We start from the raw sequence: 19,207 nt of genomic DNA, 5'->3' as shown, positions 1-19,207 counted from the left end.
CTACGTGCCCTCCTCGTGGCTCTCGATACCGTCCTGAACCACTTTCTCCGCGAGCACAGCACACGGGACGCGCATCGGCGTCAACTCGATTCCCAAGAGATCGAGGGCGTCCTCACGGTCGAGGTCACGAACCTCCGAAAGCGTCATTCCTAGGAGTTCTTCGGCGAGCAGGCTCGCGCTCGCGATGCTGATCGCACAGCCCTCTCCAGTAAACGTGACCTCTTCGATCGTTTCACCGTCCTCGGCGAGTCTGAGATCGAACGTGAGTTCATCGCCACAGGAAGCGTTCTCGCCAGTGTGTGAGACGGTAGCTGGCGAGAGGCGCCCCCACCTTCGAGGATTGCGGTAGTGATCCAGAATTACCTCCTGATACATTTTCGAACCCTGCATCTATTCGACCTCGTGTCGGCTTGCGAGCCCGGCGAGATGCGGAGCTTCCTCGGCGATGATCTCCGCCGTGGCGAGCTCGACGGCGTTCACACTTCCCGGGAGCACGAACACTGGCACGTCGCGGGCGATCCCCGCTGTCGCACGGGTTGAGACGATACGCGTTCGGACCTCCTCCCACGAGAGCCATCTGAACGCCTCGCCGAAGCCCGGCAGTTCGCGGTCGAAGAGTTCGCTCACCGCGTCCGGAGTGACGTCGTCGACGGTGACGCCCGTTCCGCCTGTGGTCACGACGAGGTCGACATCCGGTCGATCCAGGCACTCGCTCACTGTGGTCTTGATCCGGACGTAGTCGTCCGGAACCATCCGGCGTGACGTGACGACGTGACCCCCTTCGACGAGGATGCTCGCGATGGCGTCGCCACTGGGGTCGGGTGGCGTCTTTTCGACGCCGTCTCCGCGGGACGAGGACACGGTTACGATAGCCACGCCCAGCGGGTCGATACAGTCGTGACCGTCGGTATCCGTCGTCCGTCGGTCCGCTACTGGAGGAAGTTCGCGGTCATTCTGGATCATAATAGGTCACCTACCACGAGGCGTTGTTCCATCGGGGGCTGCGACCACTCCATCGTCCCCGGGAACGGATTCTCGAACGCCTCCCAGTCGTCTTCCATCCCTGTCTCTGAAACGAGGCAGTCGTCGAGCGTCTCCACGATGCTGGATTCGTCCATCCCAGCCCCGATGAAGACGAGTTTCACTTCGCGGTCACCCCACTGTTCGTCCCAGTGGAGGTCCGATCGCGATTCGCGGTAGGACTCGCGCTGGAACTCAGGGAGTGTGACTGCCCACCGCCCGTTGACCTCGACGTGGGTCTGTGTTCCCGCCTGGCTCAGGTTGAGGGCGTAGCGCTCGCGGCCAGCGACCCACAGGTGGCCTTTGGCTCTGACGACGGAATCGGGGAACGAACGGAGCCACTCGCTAAAGCGTTCGGGATGGAACGGCCGGTAGCGCTCGTAGACGAACGAGTCGACACCGAATTCCTCTGGTGGGTGACGATGGTCGTGCGCTTCGTCGTGGCTGTGATCGTGGTCGTCGCCATGTTCGTGACTGTGGTCGTCCGCCTCCGTCTGGCTCTCGTGGTACTCATCCGAATCGACGTCTGTGTCGTCTCCGTGATCGGGCGAAATTACCTGTTTCCACCGGGCGGAGTTACTCGCCTGGTCCCGATCGAACCGACCCGTTCCGAGAACTCGTTCCGGGTCAACGGTGCTTTCGGTCGTTCTGATGATCTCGACCCCGGGATGGAGTGTTCTGAGCACGTGTTCGACCGCTTCGCGCTCTGTCTCGGAAACGAGATCGCACTTGTTGAGGACGAGTACGTCGCAGAACTCGACTTGCTCGGCGAGGAGGTCCGACAGCGGTCGTGCGTCGTCGTCTGTTGACTTGAGTGGGCGGCCATCGACGAACGCCTGATGGAACTGTGCAGCGTCGACCACCGTGACGGTCGTATCGAGATCATACAGCGTCGACGCACGTGCGGGCGAGACGAACCGCCGGGCGATGGGGACCGGATCGCTGATACCCGAGGCCTCGATGACCAGATGGTCGAACTCCTCGTCGAAGGCCAGACGTAGCAGCTCCTGGTCCAGTTCGTTCTGGAGGCCGCAACAGATACAGCCGTTCGACAGCTCTGTGACGCCGCCGTCTTCCAGTGAGAGCTCGGAGCCGTTCTCGATGAGGTTGGCATCGACGTTTACTTCGCCGACATCGTTGACGAGGACAGCGATATCGTACTCCTCGCCGCCAACCGTGAGGAGGTGATTGAGCAGGGTCGTCTTTCCGGCGCCGAGTCCCCCACTCAGGATCGTGACCGGGGGTTCCTCGTCGACAGTCATCAATCGTCGGCCAGTGCGAGTTCACGCTGCTCGTCGGCAGTGAACGGGTCCGGGTACTCGTTCCAGTCCTCGGCCATCTCTGCGTCCGAGAGGACACAGTCTTCCAGTCGCTCGATTAGTGCCTCCTGATCGAATTCGCGGCCGATGAACACGATCTGGATCCCGCGGTCGCCCCACTGGTCGTCCCAGTCCTCTTTGATGCCGGGGCGGGCGGCGAAGTAGCGCTCCTGTTGGGCCTTTGGGAGCGTGGCGATCCACGTCCCTTTCGGACCGGCCCGGACCGACTGGCCTGCTTTGTCGAGCCCCATCGCGATGTCTTCGCGACCGGCGGACCAGAAAAAGCCTTTTGCGCGAACGATACCGTCGGGAAGATCGGCAAAGAGACGAGCGATCCGCTCGGGATGGAACGGTCGGTCGGCGTCGAAGACGAAGGACGTGACGCCGTGTTCATCGGCGGCTGACTCGTGGTGATGTCCGTGCTGGAGTTCACGCTTCCACCCGGCGGACTGGCTTGCTTCCTCGAAGTCGAATCGACCCGTGTTCAGGATCTCCTCGGGATCGACGGCGCCGTGTTCGGTCCGGATGATCTTCGCTCGCGGCTGTAGCGTCTTCAAGACGGCCTCCATCTCCTCGAGTTCGTCATCCGGGACGAGGTCGCACTTGTTCAACAGGAGAACGTCGCAGAACTCGATCTGGTCCATGAGGGCTTCTTCGGGGACACGATTGCCCTGCGGCTCCATTTCATCGTCAGTGAGCACCTCTCCGGAGTCGAAACCCTGCCAGAAGCTGTGGGCGTCGACGACACTGACCATCGTGTCGAGTTCGTAGACGCCCGTAGGGTCGAACTCCGCGTCCTCGAATCCGCGGGCGAACGTCTGGGCGACCGGAATCGGTTCGCTGATTCCAGACGATTCCACGAGGAGGTATTCGAAGTCTCGCTCTTCGGCCAATCGTCCCACTTCGTCGAGCATGTCGCCACGGAGCCGACAGCAGATACACCCGTTCGACATCTCGATGATCTCGTCGTCGTTCTGGGTGAGATCCGACTCGCGTTCGACGAGGTCGGCGTCGACGTTCACTTCGCCCATATCGTTGACTAAGATGGCAGCGTTCAGTTCCTGCTCGCTACTGAGAATGTGGTTGAGCGTCGTCGTCTTGCCGGCACCGAGGCTTCCGCTGAGAATTGTCACCGGGATCGGGTCGTTGTTGAACGGCATACGCGAGTTATGAATCTACTATACTAAAATACTAATTATTACGGTGTAGGCTCCACAGTCATAACAGATACTAATAACTCAGAATAGAATTTTAGCATATGGGCGTCGTTAGCATCTCGATGCCCGAAGCGTTACTCGAACGCATCGACGAGTTCGCCGACAAACACGGGTACAGTGGCCGAAGCGAGGTCGTCCGCGAAGGCACACGGTCGCTACTCGAAGAGTTTCAGGGGCAAAATATCGACGGACAGAAGCAGATGTGTACAGTATCGGTGGTCTTCGAGTACTGTCAACCCGCCGTCCAGCAGCGTCTCACGGGAGTACGCCACGAATACGATGCTATCGTCTCCGCGACTACGCATGCACACGTCCAGGACCAGTACTGTATGGAGTTGTTCGTCCTTGAGGGGACCACGGAGGCACTAGCTGGCTTCGTCAACACCGTCCGGGCAGTGCCGAATGTCCGGGCAGTGGACTACTCGATCACCTCAGTCGGCAGAGATCCCATTGATCAGCACATTGAATCTTGAAGGCGTGTTGAAATCCACAGGAACGCGTAGGTGCCGCGTGCTTGTATTCGTGAGATAGGGCAGCAGCGGTTCGGACAGAGGGTGCAGTTATCAGCATGGGCGGCATCTGCGTCCATATGCCCGAAGAGGTCCTGTTCAAATCGGAAAGCGACCAGAGTCGAGAGGAAATCGCAGCGTATCTTCGCCGTGTAGCCGATAAATTAGAACAAGGAGACGGAATCACTCTGAAATCGGGATCCGATTCCGTGACAATGGAACCGCCAGCTCGCCCGACGTTCGAGGTCAAAGCCGAACGTGAGGGGCCGACAGATGGACCCGGTGAATTGAGTATCGAGTTCGAACTCGAATGGGACGAGAACGGCGCTGATGGAGATGGTGGGAGCGGTCAGCTGGAAATCGAGTGAGAACCAGCCGTGAGTACAGCCTAGTGCTCCGCGAGGAGCATCAGTTTGACCCGACTCACCGCATCGAAATCGCGCAAGCGATAGGTGAGGTCCCGGACACGCGGTGCCGGTCCGCTGCAGAAGAGTGTCTCGAGACACCATTCTCCTTCATAGATATGATTCGTGGTCGTGATGACGTCCTGAAACTGATGTTGTACGTCGTGAATCTCTTCGATAACCGCTTCGTGTTCGTAATCGAAAGCGATGATAACGACGACGTCGCCTTCGATATCCTCCAGTCTGGTGTGTACCTCGATATACTCCTGCATCGCTTCGCGGACGCCACGCGAACGTGAATCTAATCCCTCTGCCTGCCACGTCTCATCGAACTCGGAGAGGAGGTCGTCGGGGATATTGAAGCTCGTGCGCATCGAGTATTAATCAAGGCTCGACGTATATGAGTTACTAGTAACTATGTTCTATATCTTATCACCTATGTCGGAAGTCATATATCCTGACTTACGGGGTCCGATATCGATGCACGCGCCGGATGGTCTCTCATATGACGTCTGGTTTGCTCGTCGAACAGTCCGAGGTTAACCCAGAACCGCCCGAGACTCGTCGTAATTCGAACAATATGCGACTGATTAGATAAGGAATTGACGGTAACATAGGTAGAACTCATCAGTACAACAACATTTGGGCCCGCCACATCAATTTAGCATCTTGACTGCCTATAATAATATCTTATATTAAAACCTATACCAAAAATATTATTTTTGCCGGTGGCATACTCCTATGCGTCGTATGCAAACGTATCTAGCGCTGGCCAAGCACACGACGGATGCAAAGCAGGAGATTGAGAGTATGCCACAGTGGCACGAAAATATGCGAGATATCGTCGGCCAGGTAGACGGGAAAGTTCTCGACACCTACCACGGAAGCATCGAGGACTACGACGCTGTGATCGTCTTCGAGCTACCCGATGGTCGGAGTAGCGAACAGGCCCGGTTACTGCTGGAGCGTGACGGTACGCACGAGGTTGAGATCTCCGAAGTGTTCGACCACGACGAGTACAAAGAGTTCGTTGAGGAACTCCCCTAACGGCTGTTTCACACATAGAGAGCTATAGTTTGGGGTGTGATGTCGGCCGCAAATGGAGGATTATCACCACTTTTATTCTACGAACTGTTAAAATCGGTTCCGCCTACTGGATTGTTTGGCCAGATATTTGTATAGCTGCTAGCGTTCCTCGCCGTACGGGGTCGATTGTTCGCCCCTCGAAGATGAAACGGTTCTCGCCCGGTTCGATCGTTTCTCCCACCGGATCCTCGTCGATAGGGCCGTCGCCAGTATGGTAAACGCGACGGCGCCTATAGCCGCAATCTCGTGTGCCGGGGAGACGTGCTGGACGGTGCCGTTCACAATCGGTTCGACCGGCAACAGGGTGTGATGCGGTGTCCCGACAATCGGGACGAAATAGTCGACGAGGTCGTTGAACCCGTACCAAATCACGGCAACGAGAATCGCTCGACCGGGAAAGTCACTGTAGCGATGGATGAGGAACGCTTGGACGACCATCCCCAAGTGTGAGACGAACAGGAAGGCGTACATCGCGTTCGAGGCGAGTTTTCGTCGGAACAGTGGAACGACCTGCGGTGGTGGCGTAACCGTCGCGAGAAACGCGTCTGCGAACACCGTCAGGACGTACGGCGTCCAGAGGCCGAGCTTGATACAACCGAAAAACCCCAGCATGTTCAGGTACTCGTTCGACCAGCCGAGTGTGTACAGCGCTAGCGAGCAGGCGATGAACAGCGTAGCCGTCGGACTGTCCGGGACGACCGGCCACGCGACGACCGGCTCGAGTTGGAACTGGGGGATATAGTACCAGAAGCCGAACGCAGTGCCCGCGAGGTTGATCGCGATGATTACCCACGCGTACTGGAGGGCTACCGATTCGACTCGGTCGGGAAGTGGTGCGAGGTACCGAGGGAGACGGTCAGTCTCCGCTGCTGCCATCGAACGACTCCGCTCGGATCGTTTCAGACGGAACCCCGCGGCCGGAGAGGAGGCCGACGAGCTCGGCTTCTGTGACTGGTCGGGTACTTTCTTCGAGGCCCGCGTCGCGGGCGATCCGGACTGCCGCTGGCGGGCGGAGATTCGCCCGTCCCAGCAGGTCGTCGTCGTAGAATACCTCTCGGGGTGTGCCGCTCTCGACGACGTTGCCCTCGGCCATCACGCAGACACGGTCGGCGATCTCGGCCGCGAACCCGAGGTCGTGGGTCGACAGCACGACGCTGATACCCTCTTTGTGGACCTGTCGGATTCGCTCGGCGACTAGTCGCGACCGTTCGGGGTCGAGGCCAGCCAGCGGCTCGTCGAGGACGACCACGCTGGGCTCCAGCACGAGGACACCCGCGAGGCCGACCAGTCGCTTTTCGCCGCCGCTGAGGTAGTGGGGGACCCGGTCTTCGAGGTGGGCGGCGTCGACGGTCGCGAGCGCCTCCCGGGCGCGCTGTTCGGCCGCCTCGCCGGTCGCCCCGTAGTTCTGCAGGCCGAATAGCACGTCGTCCAGCACCGTGGGCGCCACCAGTTGTGTATCGGCATCCTGGAAGACGAATCCGACTTCTTTGCGGGCGTCGGCCTTGTTGTCCTCGGTGATCGACGTGCCGTCAATGACCAACTCTCCCTCATCGGGGACGAGGGTGGCGTTCAAGTGCTCCAACAATGTCGACTTGCCAGCGCCGTTACCGCCGACGAGCGCGACCACCTCGTCGGGATAGACCGAGAAGTCGACGTCGTGCATCCCGACGGTGCCGTCGGGGTAGGTGTGGGTCTTACACCGGAGATCGACCAGCGGCGCCCGTCCCTCGGAGCGATCCCCACTCATAGCGGGACCACCTCGTAGACCACGATCAGCGAATAGGCGGCGACGCCGGCGTAGCAGGCACCGACAGCGAGGAGCTCACGAGCGGGCGGGCGCGAGACGTCACCGTACAGCGTAATGTCGCCGTCGTAGCCGCGAGCTTCCATCGACTTGACGAGCCGTTCGGACTGCTCGATCGCCGACAGCATCGTCATCCCGAGGATTCTGGCGTACAGCCGTTTGTTCGACCAGAACTCCGAGAAGTTCGCTCCACGGGAGAGTGCGGCTTTCACGAGATCTTCGAGCGTCTCGAGCATAACGAACGTGAACCGATAGGTGAGCAGCGCGATCTGGTCGATCGGTCTCGGGAGCAACCGACCGAGCAGATACGCGACATCCGTATATTTGGTCGTCATCGACGCTGTCAAGGCAAACGTCACGACTGTGAGTGATCGGCAGCTGAGCTCCAAGAAGAGGACGAGTCCTCCCCACGTGACCGAAAGTTCACCGAGCGGTGTCGAGAGCGCCCCACCGATCGGCGTCCCCGGTTCGAGAAACGCCAGCGGTCCGGCGACCGAGACGATGAACAGCATCGGCAGCGTGTACCAGCCGGCCAACCGTCGAAAGGGCAGTCCAGCGAGTCCGTAGACCACCAGTACGGCTCCGTACAGTCCGGCCAAGAGCGCGAGACGGTCGAACACCGTAACCGCAAGTACGAGTGCACCGACGACGCCGACCTTCGTCCATGGATTGACGCGGTGTAACGGTCCGTCTCGCCGCTCGGCAAACGCCGTGATGAGCCGCGGGTCAGGAACGTGGTTCGAGAGTGTCGTCACGGTTACCGAGCTGGGCGTTCTCCGTCCTTGAAGCCGCCGTAGCGGTCGACGTAGACGTACACTCCGATACCGAACACGACCAACACGAGGACGAGCGCACCGAATTCGAGCATCATTCCGCCGTTACGGATGGGGCCGGCGACAACGATACCGCGGCCGAAGTCGACAAGCGCCCCGCCACCCTCCTGCACACCCCGCTGGAGGGCTTTCGCAGAGCGCTTGGCCCACGGAACTGCGCCACCGGTTGTGGTGAATCCCCAGTACCCAGCGGCGAGAAAGACAGCGAACAGACCGGCGAGCCCGCCGTACTGCTTCCAGCGCTGCATCAGGCCGTCACCCCGGTCGGCTCCTCCTGGGTGTCACGGTCGGCGAGGCCGACGAGGTCGGGGCGGACGGACGCGAGGAACTGAACGATGAATCCCGTCAGGATACCCTCGATGACTGCGACGCCGAGGTTGAGCCCGACGAGACCAGCGACCGCGATCGTCAGGTCACCACGCGGCAGCGCGCTCCCGTTCACGCCACTGACGACGATGATCGCTCCCATCAGGAACGCGCCTGTGGAAAGGCCGAGCGTCGCGGCACTGGCGCTGGCGGGGAATACGTCCCAGTCCATCCCCATCAGGGTCTTGAACGCGTAGTAGGCGACGATAGCTTCGCTCGCGTTGACGAGCGTATTCGCGCCGAGGAGGCCGACTGCACCGTGGCCGAGCGCTGCCGAGAAGATGTTGACGACCAGTGCAATGAGCGCTCCGAGTAGCGGCCCGGCAAGAATCCCCACGAGGCCGGTGAGGTTCATATGAATCCCGCCCCACACGGGAATGTTCAACTGGAAGATCGCGAAGCTCGCGGCCGCGCCGATGCCGGCGAGCGCGATTTGGTGTGTCTTGATGCCGCCTTTCCGGACTCGGTAGACGACGGCACTGATCAGTCCGACGCCGAGCAGCGTCCAGAGTACCAGTGCCCATAGCGGGAACGAGCCTTCCCCGAGGTGAATGTGAGCCATCTCTGGTTTGACAATTGTGGTGGCGATTATAATAAAGTTGCTGTACTAGCCTACAGTAGATAACAATCATAGCGTAGAATGAAGCCCCGTCTTGATAGAGAAGGGAACTAACCTCTGTCGGCGGAAGTTGTTTCCACTATTGCTCGCTTATCTGTGCGTCCATAACATCGACAGGTACGACCGTGTATTCGACTGAAACTGACTCGTCTGCACCTCGAACAGTACCGATAAATTGCAGGGCGTCGTCGTACGCGGCTTCGACGACGAACGTCTCGACACAGCCGGCGTTCCCTTCGAGGCAGTTATGGGAATTCGATCGGATTGACGCCTCGAATTCGTGGCGGATATCCATCATTCTGCACTCGATCTCCGGTTCGTCGTATCCGAAGACAGCCGTAACTGTCGCCAATACCCGCCGATCCTCGTAGTCTGTCTCTTGGTACTCAGCAAGCAGCGACTGGCACGCTTCGCGGATGACCTCACTCCGTCCGGTGTAGCCGTGTTCTTCCGCAAACGTATCGAGATCATCCCGGAGTCGCTCCGTCATCGAGGAGCTCACAATGGGCATATATTAAAAATTATCTCAAAGATAATAGAGATGGTGGTGTAGTAAACTCTTATTAATAATCTTGCTGTGAGAGCGTGTCAGTAGCTAGTGTCGACAGGGCTTCCGAGCGCATCCCTAATTCTCGCGACGTGGTCCACGAAGTCCCGAGAGGTCCGTTCACGTGGGCGTTCTAAGTCAATAGAGAACGTCGACTGCACGGTTCCCGGGTCCGCGTCCATAACGACCACGCGATCAGCGAGGGTCACTGCCTCGTCGATATCGTGGGTGACGAACACAACGGTCTGTCCGGTTTGCGTCCAGATATCGAGCAATTCGGCGTGCAAGCGGTCGCGCGTCCGAGCGTCGACACTACCGAACGGTTCGTCCATCAAGAGGATCTCCGGATCGGGGGCGAGCGCGCGAGCGATACCGACGCGCTGTTTCATACCGCCGGACAGCTCTTTTGGGTACGCGTCCTCGAAGCCGTCGAGCCCCACCAAGTCGATCAACTCCCGGACTCGTCCCTCGCAGTCGGGACAGTCACAGGCGGGCCGGTCGAGGCCAAACCGGATATTCCCGCTGACGGTTCGCCACGGGAACAGCGCGTACTCCTGAAAGACCATTCCCCTGTCCAGCCCAGGACCGGTAACCGGGTCTCCACCGACCAGTATCGACCCACCATCCGGATCGTCAAGCCCGGCGATTGCTCGCAACAGCGTCGTCTTCCCACACCCCGAGGGACCGACGACACAGCAGAACTCCCCCTCCGCAACCGAAAACGAGACGTCTGCGAGCGCCTGCGTCGACTCGTATGACCGGCTGACGTTCTGGATAGTGATCTTCTCACGTGCGTCTCGACTGGTAGACGAGTCCGAACTCAGCGCCATGCGAGGACCCTCCGTTCGAGTAGTCGGAACCCGACGTCCATACAGAGGAACGCCAGGCTGATCAGGAACATGTAGGCGACGCTGGTTGCCATCGCGAGGTTGTTCGAGGCGTTGATGATCTCGTAGCCGACGCCTGGTGCGCCGAACAGTTCGGCGCCGACGACGATCATCCAGCAGCGACCGATGCTCGTCCGAAATCCGGTCAACACCTGGGGAGCGGCACTTGGGAGTGCAACGAGTTTCAGCATCGAGAGGTCGCGCTCCACGCCGAGCGTCGACGCCGCATCGGTCAGTTCGGTCGAAACGCCCTCTACGCCGCCGTAGGCGCCGTAGAAGTTGATCCAGAACGCGCCGACGAAGACTATGAACGCCGCGCCAGTGTGGTGGATGCCGAACCAGACGATGGCGAAGACGATCCACGCCAGCGGTGGGATCGGTCGCAGTACCCGGACGAGTGGTCGCAGCCAGTCGTCGAGCGCACCGTTCCAGCCCATCGCAAGGCCGAATCCAGATCCACTGACGGCACCGAACAGGAGGCCGGGAACGTAATGTAACAGCGTCTGTGTGAGGTGTGCAATCCCGGTTGGAAGTGTTATTTCGGCACCGAATAGCGGAACGAGGAGCGCTGTCGACGTAGTAAACAGGTCGAGAAATGCTCGTGCCGACTCGACCGGCCCCGGTAACAGATACGACGGTTGTGTCGTTGCTGCACCGATCCACCACACCGTGAGGAATATACAGAGACCGCCGACGCCGCGAGCATACCTTCGCGTATCGATCCCGAGTCGTGTACGCTCAACGTCGCCGATGCTGGTAGTCGTGCGTGCCGTCATTCTCGAACGGATTCGTATGGCTCGAATGCGAACAATTCGTCTGATTCAACTGCTTCGTCGATGTTACCCACCTCCGCGACGTATTCCGACATCGTCTCGGTCTGGTCAACGATCTGTCGCGGGTCAGAAATGAAATCTGCCGCGCGAGACTGCATCGCGGCCTCAGCGAGTTCGACGCTCACCCCCGACCCGATGACCGACGCTGCGTGAGCGGCAGCCGTGTTCGGATTAGCGTTCACAAACTGAGTCGCTCGAATGTGCGCGTCAACGAGCGATTGAGCAACCTCTGTCGCCTCGAGTACCCGTTGGTTCACGAACAACCCGGTCATCGGATGCCCCGGAAATATGCTTCCAGACCATTCGAGTTCGGTGAATCTCTCGTCGCGTCCGATTATTGTCGCAAACGGTTCCATAATCATCGTCGCGTCGATATCGCCTGCTTGGATAGTCTGTACCGAGCGAGCCGGATTGATTTTCGACTTCGTTACAACTGTGTCGAAGTCCCCCACACCGAGATCCCGTTCGATCCAGTACCGAAGAACCACATCGGGGACGCTCCCGTCCGGGGGGGCCCCAAATCGCATCTTACGCCCGTATTCTGCCTCGAATTGCTCGAATGTATCCGAACCCACTTGCCCGTATAGATCTGCGATATCGGTAGTCGCCATCACTTTGAACGCGTTTCGCCCGTTTGCCGTGAGAACGGTTGCATTAGCTCCTCTATCGACGAGAACCATCGCAGGAGTGACTCCTCCAATAGCGACATCGATATCGCCGCTGGCGAACGCCTTCACCAAGCTCGGACCGTTGCTGAACCGTTCAACGGTGACATCGACAGATAGCTCGTCGTAGTAGCCCTCCTCCTGCATCACGAAGTGTTGCATGTTCGGGTAAATCGGGACGTACGCGACCGTGACGGAATCGAGTGATGCACCTCCCTGACCGAGACAGCCGGCGATTCCTGTCGCAGCAATCGCGGTTGCGCCTGCCTTCTGGAGTAGTCTTCGGCGTGAGATTTGAACCATCAGTGTTGCTAACTATAGAAGTATTCCTAATAATAACTGTGATTCTAGCAAAGGTAGTTAATACTGATGGGGGATAGAGTTCGTAGATGTTGCTAGAGTCAGCGTGAATTTAGCGAGAATCCCGCGAGCGACCGCAGGGAGCGAGTGGAACGTCGGCGAACCCACTGACTGGAGCGAGTGAACCGAGCGGAAGGAAGGGGGCTCGCCGGAAGGGGCAGAACAGAATCAGTTCATATCGGCCAGCGGGCCGAAGTCGTCGACGGGTAGCACTGAGTAGTCGATTGTGAGCGTGTCTTTCGTCGCTCGGATCTTTCCGACGAACGTCGAGATGTCTTCGAGGCTGCCTTCGAGGACGAACAGTTCCATGCAGTGGTGGCCGCCGACGTGGCTGTGGAAGTTCGACGCGACGAGGTCCTCGTGCTCGTGGCGGAGGTGCATCATTTTCTCCTCGACACTCGTCGTTTCGTAGTCGAAAACCACCGTGACGACGCCCATCAAGTTTCGGTCTTCGAGTTTCTTGTCCTCGAATTCACCGAGGAGATTCCGGCTTGCTTCACGAAGTACTTCACTGCGACCAGTATAGCCGTGGTCGTCTGCGAACTGGTCGATTCGATTAAGCAATTCCTCCGGCATCGAGACGCTGACCACACTCATATAACAATATGGACCACGAGAAATATTAAGGATTATCATTTTCAGCTGCGGTAGTAGAGTGATTAGTGACCTGCTTTCTCACGATAGTGGGATACCGGCACTCTAAGAGACGGTGGGTTGCTTCGAAATTGCGGAGTGTTGCTGAAACGAATTTCAGGGTTAGTCAGAAACTTGTGATGTATTTTGTTGGAATGAAAAAACAGAATACACGCATCAATACCACCCTCCGAGTTGTGGGGATTTGAGACTTCGTTCAGAAGAAGGTGTAACGCGCAAAAACCTGAGTGCTCGAAAGCGGCTACCGTAATTCTTTGACGAGAGCAGTAGTCGCGTTATCGACGATATCATCCGCCAGACGACCCTGCCAGAAATCGATGTCCTCGTGGCCGATCGATTGCACACCCCATGGAACGATCCGGCTCTCATCTGGCGTACCGCCACGAAGCCAACTCTCCTCGGGAATGTCGATGAGTCCATCCATCCATGATTTCGACGTCAGCGTGAGCGCGATATACTGCTCGCCGTGGAACGGACGCCCTTCGTGGTTCGAAAGAATGAGCCAAGGCCGAGCGTCCTCGTCACCTTTGAACGGGTCATCGCCGTAGACGACGTCGCCACGATCGAAAATTGGTGGTTCTCCGTTGGTCACTGTTCATCCTCAACGCTCGGGTGTGACTCGCTGGGCGCGTGTTCGCGCCAAGATTCCTTGTCTTCTGTGCCGAGTTGCTCGTTGAACAGAGCAGTCGCTCGTTCGTAGCCGCTGTACCCCTCGAGTCGCTCGTCGTTGTCGGTTATCGCCCAGTACGTCGCCTTGTGTTCGACTAGACCGCGGTCCTTCAGTCGTGAGAGTGCAGTGCTCACCGCCCCCTCGTCGACGCCGATCTGGGAGGCGATCTCGCGAGCCTTGAACGCTCGATCCTCGTTGGTGGCGAGAAAACCGAGGACTTGGTCAGGGACCGAAAGATCCGCGAGCTCGTCCTCGCTCGTGTTCTCGAATGTATCTCGGTCGATGGACATAGTTGAAAGGAGGTACGTCATCCGTTGTGAAGAGTGTTAGGTGTGAAAGCTACGAAAATTGCTGAAGGCGAATCACTGTCCATCGCGAAGGAGTTCGAGAACCGTATGCATTGAGACGATCAGTCTCATCTTCTCTGCGACCGTGGAAGTTCAGAAAGTCGGAGGATGGATTTTGACAAATCATAGTCTGAATGATGTATTTCACAGATGGACGGATTATGACTGGCTAATCACGCCAGTAGCGAGTGTACATTTCGAGAAAATCTAAGAAAATAAATGCTTAGAACTGCGTATGGGCCATAGCACTGGGCACTGAAACACATTGCAAAAGGGCGACTCTGCTGAAATCCTATTCTTCAGGCACAATCCAGGTTGAAACACCCGGTCGCTGAAGACTGCGTATTGATTGGCCACTTACTCAAACAGAGAAGTTACTTTATTGACTTGTATATCTAATAAGGTGGTATGACCATTTTCTCTCGGCTTTCAACAGGTTATCTATATTCAGCGTGGTTTTGGGTGTTCCTTGCGGCTGTGAGTTACTTTCTGGGGGCTCTAATTTTTGGCCCTTCAGCCGCTATTTCAGCAACAATTTCAGCACCGTTGTTTTGGTGGCTTCTCATCGAGCGACCAGAGAAACCGTCATTTCCTCGGGGATTGTTATTCGGGGTTCTAACCGTTGTGTTGGCTCATTTCTTGCATCTCCCTATAGCTGGTTTGCTCCATCTCCCTCTGATTGGTATTAGCGGTATACCAGAAACAGGTCTCCCTACACTTCGCCAGCAGATGGCTTGGGTCAGGTTTGGTCTAACTATTGGTATTCTCGGCACCCTCCCCATCGGCATTTTTCTGGGCCTCGTTCTCGTCGCAATCCGTCGTCGCTTCTCAAGAGAATCATAGAAATAACCGATAGGGATGAGACTAGACCATAACTCGGTGCGCTTCAAGTTCTTCTCGTAAATATCGGTAACTACATGACCTGTACTGACCGCACTGGTGCAACACTTACTGAGGATTTCAACAAAGCCAAACTAGGTCGTTTCTTGAGAACTGCTACGCGACTGAGCAATACGTTCGTCCGCGGTTGTGGCCTTTAGCGCGAATGAGGTTGTACCGTTCCATTTTCTGGAGGTAGTTCCGAACAGTCCGGTCGGTCTTCGGGTCGCTTGATTGGCCCCGGTATTTCGCGTAGAGGTCACTCGGTGCGATTTCCTCGTGCTCGGTAATGATGTCGTAGAGTATCTGTTGCTCGTCGGTCAGCGTTTCCACATTCCGCTGTCGGATTTCCGATTTCGCCTTCGGAACCGCTCCCTCAATCACCTCATCAGGAACGGAATTGAGACCTCGTTGGGTAGCCCGACGAGCTGCGACCCGAAGCGTCTCGATTCCAACCCGCGCATCACCAGCCGCCGCTTCCGAAATGAATTCCAATTGTTCTGTTGTCACTGCGTCAGCGTGGAGACCCCATCGGACACGAGGTTCGAGGATTTGGACGAGTTCGTTGGTACTGTATCGGTCGAAGAAAATGCGAGTCGAAGCACAAAGACGGCTCGTGAGGCGGTCATTCAACGGGTCGAAGAGTTCCTCTTCTTTGTTCGCAACGAGGATGAGTGAGAGGTTGCGAATCCGTTTGAGGTCGTAGAGAATAGCTTTGTCTTCGAGTTGGTCGACCTCGTCAAGGATGACGACATAGGGGGGCCGTCATAATTCCGGAGTAGTGTTCTCAGTCGAGGCAGTAGTCTCTTCTGATGACTGCTTGACTTCCTCCAGTGGCCGGACTTCAGGAACTGAGAGGTTCTCGTTGTGGATCTCCTTGACTACGCAGTGTGCACTGGCAGTAACATACCCACGAACATCGGGATCAAAGCGATTGCGCCACGTTTGAGAGATAACTGACTCGTTAGGAATTTGGTCGAGACCGAATACGTCGGCAAGTTCTGGATGGCGTGTGAGAGACCGATAGCTGTCTCCAGTGATTTCCAGATAAACAAAGAGCTTGAGCATCCCGTGGAATGGGTACGACGCGGGATGCCACTCTGGGTAGCCGTCTTCAAGCGTCTCGGTCTGGAGTTCGAGGTCGGTGAACGCATCGCAGAAGGCTGTCCCTTCAGGGAGGTGTTTGCGAAGTTCGAGAGCAGCGACGAATGCATCAGTTAATCGGCGGCCACGCTGTTCCATCAGATAGTCTTACCAGCAAATAAGCAACAACGGTGATGGCTCTTTCTCCTTGATCGCTCAGTATACACAAGCGATCAACCTATGCTGACGTTCTTTTTCTGGTATCTGTTTCAACTCTTAAAGGGTTATGACTGCCGAGAACAGATCGGGCTTCAACCGTTCGCCAAGCTGTCTGTATGCGGCTTTGGGCAACCAATAATACTGTAAGGTGTCGTCGAAGCGTGCTGTAATTTCACCTTCGCTATCTAAGAAGTATGCGTGTATCAGGCCGAATATGCAACGACAGCACGGCTTCGAATACATCCTAGGTCGCAATGCATCGTCCCTCAACCGTTCCATCATTGTGCTCGCTTTCGACGTACGAGACTCCACTTTCTAGGAGCGTCTTGACGGACTCTTCATTCCAATTTCGAAGAAAGCCGTCGATCCCTTGAACTCTGGCTGTAGCTACTTTCCGAGGACTTAAGTCCAGAACTGCTACCGTAGTATCCGTACGGGTTCGTAGTATCGGTTGGACGGAAGCCCACCTTCGTGGGGAATGTATTTCGTTTCGTCGTTCGGCCTATCAACGGATTTATGGAAACCGTCCGCTTTCTTGATGGTCTCTCTCCCGGCTTTGATAGCCTCCTCTAGCTCGTCCGCATTTATTTCACCTAACTCCTCGACGAGCCGTTCACTACTACTGGGCTTACTCCCGTCGGCCAGTTTCTCTGAACAAGCATCGAATTTTGACTCTCTGGACTATTCTCGTTGGTCAAGCTGTCGCTATCGAATGCCATCTTATCCTCGAAACCTTGGACCTCAAGTGATCTCGCAAAACAATCTACGATTAGGTTCAAGAATTCGATCTATAGCCCGCAGAGAGGTGAAATCCGAATCGCGGTGCGTTTGACGAAACAGTGATAATAGCGCCACCCACAGATTTATCATATGTGATCTAATATGAATATCAAATGCCCTCCAATTCAGAAAATGATCTTGCGCTTGTTTTGCATAAACGTGAAAACTGTATGGATGAAATAATTGAGCGTCCCCGTCCCAAAAATAAATTAGAAGATACACTACCATATTCTCGATCTACACTGGATCGAGCGATTCAAGACTTGTGTGATGCGAACCTGATAAAGTATTCAAATGGGCGATGGAAGCCAACTCTACTAGGGGAACACACACATAAAATTTATTGTGAATATCTCGACCAGTTAAATTCACTCGCTGATGTAGCTAGTCTCATTAAAGGTTTGCCTGTAGATAGCCCAATCTCAGGTGATGTAATAACAAATGCATCAACCTATAAATCAGAAGGGTCGGCTCCTGATCTAGTTCTAGATGTGCTTTTTGACAGAATTAACGATACAAATATAGTATGTGTTGCTACTCCGATCATCACACTTAGTCTCTTAGAGAAGTTCCGTAAACAGGTAATAGAGGAAAATAAATACTCGCTAGAACTAATTATTCCCGATAATGTTTTTAGAAAAATTAATTCCAGCCGCTCTAATGACACATCTCTGCTTATTAAGTCAGATAACGTCAGTTTATTCCGCCACTCTCTTCCCTTCGAATTTGGACTCTGGCTTTTCGATAATTCAACAGTAGGTGTTGTTATATTTACTAACCACGGCATTCGGGGTGTACTATTGAATGATTCTACCGAGTCAATTAGCTGGGCCAAAGATCAATATGAGACCGTAGTTCAGGCTGCAGATCCTATTTTCTCACGAGGGGTGCCCTCTCCAATACGTCAACAACATTAAATTCGACTCTTCAGCAGCAAATTCTTAATGAGGTAGTCCCTCAAAAAGAGAATGTTCAAATATCGGTGAAAATATACCACTCGGGAGTCTATTCACAGATATACCACTATGTCACAAAATAAACTGATACTTCGTCAAAACCTTATAATTTGGCTTCTCCTTATTCTCATTGCACTACAGTTTTGGCCAGTGCTCCAAACTATGAGGGGTTTGATTTTCATTTTTATAGTTACCATAGCGGTTGCCATTTATTGGGTTATGTATAGATTCAACTAATATGGCCAAGATCTTTGTGAGCTGTCTAGTTAGCGCAGTTTGAGGAGAAAGCAGGTCGTTGAGTATCTTGTCCACAGATGCTCGCAGACCTGCTCAACGAGGGGTTAGACAGTGAGTTAGATAGATATTGGAAGCGTGAGCGGACGGCGAACGCCTTTACGGGCGTCGCCGTCCGCCTCCACGCGACCGGATGTTCGCTCAGAGAAATATCAACGATTTGGCTGAATTAGACGTTGAACGGTTACCTCAAGCTGTTTGGCGGTGGGTACATCGACTGTCTGGTAACTTTCTTGACCCACCGTCGGCGCAGCCGACGCGGGCCGCAGTTGACGAAACTGCTGTCCGAACCAACGGAGAGCTGTTTTGGGTATACGCCACAATAGACCTCGACTCAAAGTTGCTGCTCGGCGTCAATCTCTTCGATCGGCGAGGCACCGATCCAACAACTGAGTTTCTCCAGCAACTCGTCGGGAAGCACGATCTCTCAGATGCTGAGTTTCTCGTTGATGGCTACGGCTATCTGACTGCCTTTTTGAGTCGATCTGAGCGGTCGCCTTGACTACGTGGACCGAAACCTCATCGAAAAGTGGTTTCACACCCTCAAACGAAGATTGACTGCTTCCATCACACCTAGATTGGCAGTCGGCCTGTCGTCGCCTAATGGCTTGCACAGTTTGTGTACTACTATAACGTTCAACGACCGTATCAAGCGTTAGATAATCGAACGCCAGAGGAGGCTGTTAACTAGACAGTGCCATTTTACGAAATGACTTTATCATCTCGATACATTCGTGTTCGGTTAAGGCTGTACCTCCCGGCTGAAGGCTTGAGCCACCTGTTTGTTCAAGGTAAGGCGTGATTTCTCTGGTTGGCGTGCCTCACGACGCACTATTTCGGGAAGATTCGGTGGCGG

Annotated in this window: 23 protein-coding genes and 1 pseudogene; 5 read left to right on the top strand and 19 right to left on the bottom strand. The window is 55.8% G+C overall.

Going from position 1 to position 19,207, the window contains the following annotated elements:
* The 4 genes from D3D02_RS15765 to D3D02_RS15750 are packed head-to-tail and all read right to left on the bottom strand — an operon-like array spanning position 1 to position 3,499.
* The gene (locus D3D02_RS15765; protein WP_121570942.1) at positions 1–390 is read right to left on the bottom strand and encodes an iron-sulfur cluster assembly scaffold protein; all 390 of its coding nucleotides are present in this window, start codon (positions 388–390) and stop codon (positions 1–3) included.
* Positions 391–963 carry a molybdenum cofactor biosynthesis protein B gene (locus tag D3D02_RS15760; RefSeq protein ID WP_121570941.1) on the bottom strand — a complete coding sequence of 191 codons (573 nt, stop codon included), beginning with the start codon at positions 961–963 and terminating at the stop codon, positions 391–393.
* A complete protein-coding gene (locus tag D3D02_RS15755; RefSeq protein ID WP_121570940.1) occupies positions 960–2,282 on the bottom strand; it encodes a GTP-binding protein in 1,323 nt (440 codons plus the stop codon). Before D3D02_RS15755 ends, D3D02_RS15760 begins: the two co-directional genes overlap by 4 nt.
* The gene (locus D3D02_RS15750; protein ID WP_121570939.1) at positions 2,282–3,499 is read right to left on the bottom strand and encodes a GTP-binding protein; all 1,218 of its coding nucleotides are present in this window, start codon (positions 3,497–3,499) and stop codon (positions 2,282–2,284) included. The genes D3D02_RS15755 and D3D02_RS15750 overlap by 1 nt, the downstream gene beginning before the upstream one ends.
* A gap of 98 nt (positions 3,500–3,597) precedes the next feature.
* Here D3D02_RS15750 and D3D02_RS15745 point away from each other — a divergent pair, with 98 nt between their 5' ends.
* Together D3D02_RS15745 and D3D02_RS15740 are read left to right on the top strand one after the other, a co-directional pair.
* A complete protein-coding gene (locus D3D02_RS15745; RefSeq protein ID WP_115821750.1) occupies positions 3,598–4,029 on the top strand; it encodes a CopG family ribbon-helix-helix protein in 432 nt (143 codons plus the stop codon).
* 116 nt (positions 4,030–4,145) lie between these two features.
* Complete coding sequence (locus D3D02_RS15740) at positions 4,146–4,433, top strand: amphi-Trp domain-containing protein (protein WP_121570973.1); 288 nt, start codon at positions 4,146–4,148, stop codon at positions 4,431–4,433.
* Positions 4,434–4,453: 20 nt separating this feature from the next.
* On the opposite strand, the gene D3D02_RS15735 is transcribed toward D3D02_RS15740, so the two are convergent.
* The gene (locus D3D02_RS15735) at positions 4,454–4,843 is read right to left on the bottom strand and encodes a CopG family ribbon-helix-helix protein (RefSeq protein WP_121570938.1); all 390 of its coding nucleotides are present in this window, start codon (positions 4,841–4,843) and stop codon (positions 4,454–4,456) included.
* A gap of 376 nt (positions 4,844–5,219) precedes the next feature.
* Here D3D02_RS15735 and D3D02_RS15730 point away from each other — a divergent pair, with 376 nt between their 5' ends.
* The gene (locus tag D3D02_RS15730; RefSeq protein WP_158599389.1) at positions 5,220–5,516 is read left to right on the top strand and encodes a GYD domain-containing protein; all 297 of its coding nucleotides are present in this window, start codon (positions 5,220–5,222) and stop codon (positions 5,514–5,516) included.
* A gap of 138 nt (positions 5,517–5,654) precedes the next feature.
* Here the strand turns inward: D3D02_RS15730 and D3D02_RS15725 are convergent, their stop codons facing one another.
* The 14 genes from D3D02_RS15725 to D3D02_RS21235 all read right to left on the bottom strand — a co-directional run bounded on the left by D3D02_RS15725 (position 5,655) and on the right by D3D02_RS21235 (position 16,261).
* The gene (locus D3D02_RS15725; protein ID WP_121570936.1) at positions 5,655–6,431 is read right to left on the bottom strand and encodes a DUF1405 domain-containing protein; all 777 of its coding nucleotides are present in this window, start codon (positions 6,429–6,431) and stop codon (positions 5,655–5,657) included.
* Positions 6,412–7,302, bottom strand: a complete 891-nt coding sequence (locus D3D02_RS15720) for an energy-coupling factor ABC transporter ATP-binding protein (RefSeq protein WP_121570935.1) — start codon at positions 7,300–7,302, stop codon at positions 6,412–6,414. Before D3D02_RS15720 ends, D3D02_RS15725 begins: the two co-directional genes overlap by 20 nt.
* A complete protein-coding gene (locus D3D02_RS15715; RefSeq protein ID WP_121570934.1) occupies positions 7,299–8,114 on the bottom strand; it encodes an energy-coupling factor transporter transmembrane protein EcfT in 816 nt (271 codons plus the stop codon). Before D3D02_RS15715 ends, D3D02_RS15720 begins: the two co-directional genes overlap by 4 nt.
* 2 nt (positions 8,115–8,116) lie before the next feature.
* Positions 8,117–8,440, bottom strand: a complete 324-nt coding sequence (locus D3D02_RS15710) for a cobalamin transport operon protein (protein ID WP_115821728.1) — start codon at positions 8,438–8,440, stop codon at positions 8,117–8,119.
* Entirely contained in the window at positions 8,440–9,120 is a 681-nt protein-coding gene (locus D3D02_RS15705) for an energy-coupling factor ABC transporter permease (protein ID WP_121570933.1), read from the bottom strand. Before D3D02_RS15705 ends, D3D02_RS15710 begins: the two co-directional genes overlap by 1 nt.
* A gap of 136 nt (positions 9,121–9,256) precedes the next feature.
* Positions 9,257–9,667, bottom strand: coding sequence for a CopG family ribbon-helix-helix protein (locus tag D3D02_RS15700; RefSeq protein ID WP_121570932.1), 411 nt, complete (start codon positions 9,665–9,667; stop codon positions 9,257–9,259).
* 98 nt (positions 9,668–9,765) lie between these two features.
* The gene (locus tag D3D02_RS15695) at positions 9,766–10,554 is read right to left on the bottom strand and encodes an ABC transporter ATP-binding protein (RefSeq protein WP_121570931.1); all 789 of its coding nucleotides are present in this window, start codon (positions 10,552–10,554) and stop codon (positions 9,766–9,768) included.
* Positions 10,545–11,387: an ABC transporter permease gene (locus tag D3D02_RS15690; protein ID WP_121570930.1), complete on the bottom strand. Its 843-nt coding sequence runs from the start codon at positions 11,385–11,387 to the stop codon at positions 10,545–10,547. Before D3D02_RS15690 ends, D3D02_RS15695 begins: the two co-directional genes overlap by 10 nt.
* Complete coding sequence (locus D3D02_RS15685; protein WP_121570929.1) at positions 11,384–12,412, bottom strand: ABC transporter substrate-binding protein; 1,029 nt, start codon at positions 12,410–12,412, stop codon at positions 11,384–11,386. Before D3D02_RS15685 ends, D3D02_RS15690 begins: the two co-directional genes overlap by 4 nt.
* 225 nt (positions 12,413–12,637) lie before the next feature.
* A complete protein-coding gene (gene nikR, locus D3D02_RS15680; RefSeq protein ID WP_121570928.1) occupies positions 12,638–13,066 on the bottom strand; it encodes a nickel-responsive transcriptional regulator NikR in 429 nt (142 codons plus the stop codon).
* A gap of 298 nt (positions 13,067–13,364) precedes the next feature.
* Positions 13,365–13,715, bottom strand: a complete 351-nt coding sequence (locus D3D02_RS15675; RefSeq protein ID WP_121570927.1) for a type II toxin-antitoxin system PemK/MazF family toxin — start codon at positions 13,713–13,715, stop codon at positions 13,365–13,367.
* Entirely contained in the window at positions 13,712–14,083 is a 372-nt protein-coding gene (locus D3D02_RS15670) for a helix-turn-helix domain-containing protein (RefSeq protein ID WP_121570926.1), read from the bottom strand. The genes D3D02_RS15675 and D3D02_RS15670 overlap by 4 nt, the downstream gene beginning before the upstream one ends.
* A 1,053-nt stretch (positions 14,084–15,136) precedes the next feature.
* Positions 15,137–15,529, bottom strand: coding sequence for a hypothetical protein (locus D3D02_RS20370; RefSeq protein WP_147435635.1), 393 nt, complete (start codon positions 15,527–15,529; stop codon positions 15,137–15,139).
* Positions 15,530–15,784: 255 nt separating this feature from the next.
* Positions 15,785–16,261: a hypothetical protein gene (locus tag D3D02_RS21235; protein WP_233560679.1), complete on the bottom strand. Its 477-nt coding sequence runs from the start codon at positions 16,259–16,261 to the stop codon at positions 15,785–15,787.
* A gap of 953 nt (positions 16,262–17,214) precedes the next feature.
* Here D3D02_RS21235 and D3D02_RS20365 point away from each other — a divergent pair.
* Complete coding sequence (locus D3D02_RS20365; RefSeq protein WP_147435634.1) at positions 17,215–18,018, top strand: winged helix-turn-helix domain-containing protein; 804 nt, start codon at positions 17,215–17,217, stop codon at positions 18,016–18,018.
* 353 nt (positions 18,019–18,371) lie between these two features.
* Positions 18,372–19,042, top strand: a pseudogene (locus D3D02_RS15650) (IS6 family transposase).
* Positions 19,043–19,207: the final 165 nt, after the last annotated feature.

The organism is Halobellus sp. Atlit-38R (genome assembly GCF_003665925.1).
GTDB classification, from domain to species: domain Archaea; phylum Halobacteriota; class Halobacteria; order Halobacteriales; family Haloferacaceae; genus Haloquadratum; species Haloquadratum inordinatus.
This window is presented reverse-complemented; position numbering and strand designations above follow the sequence as displayed.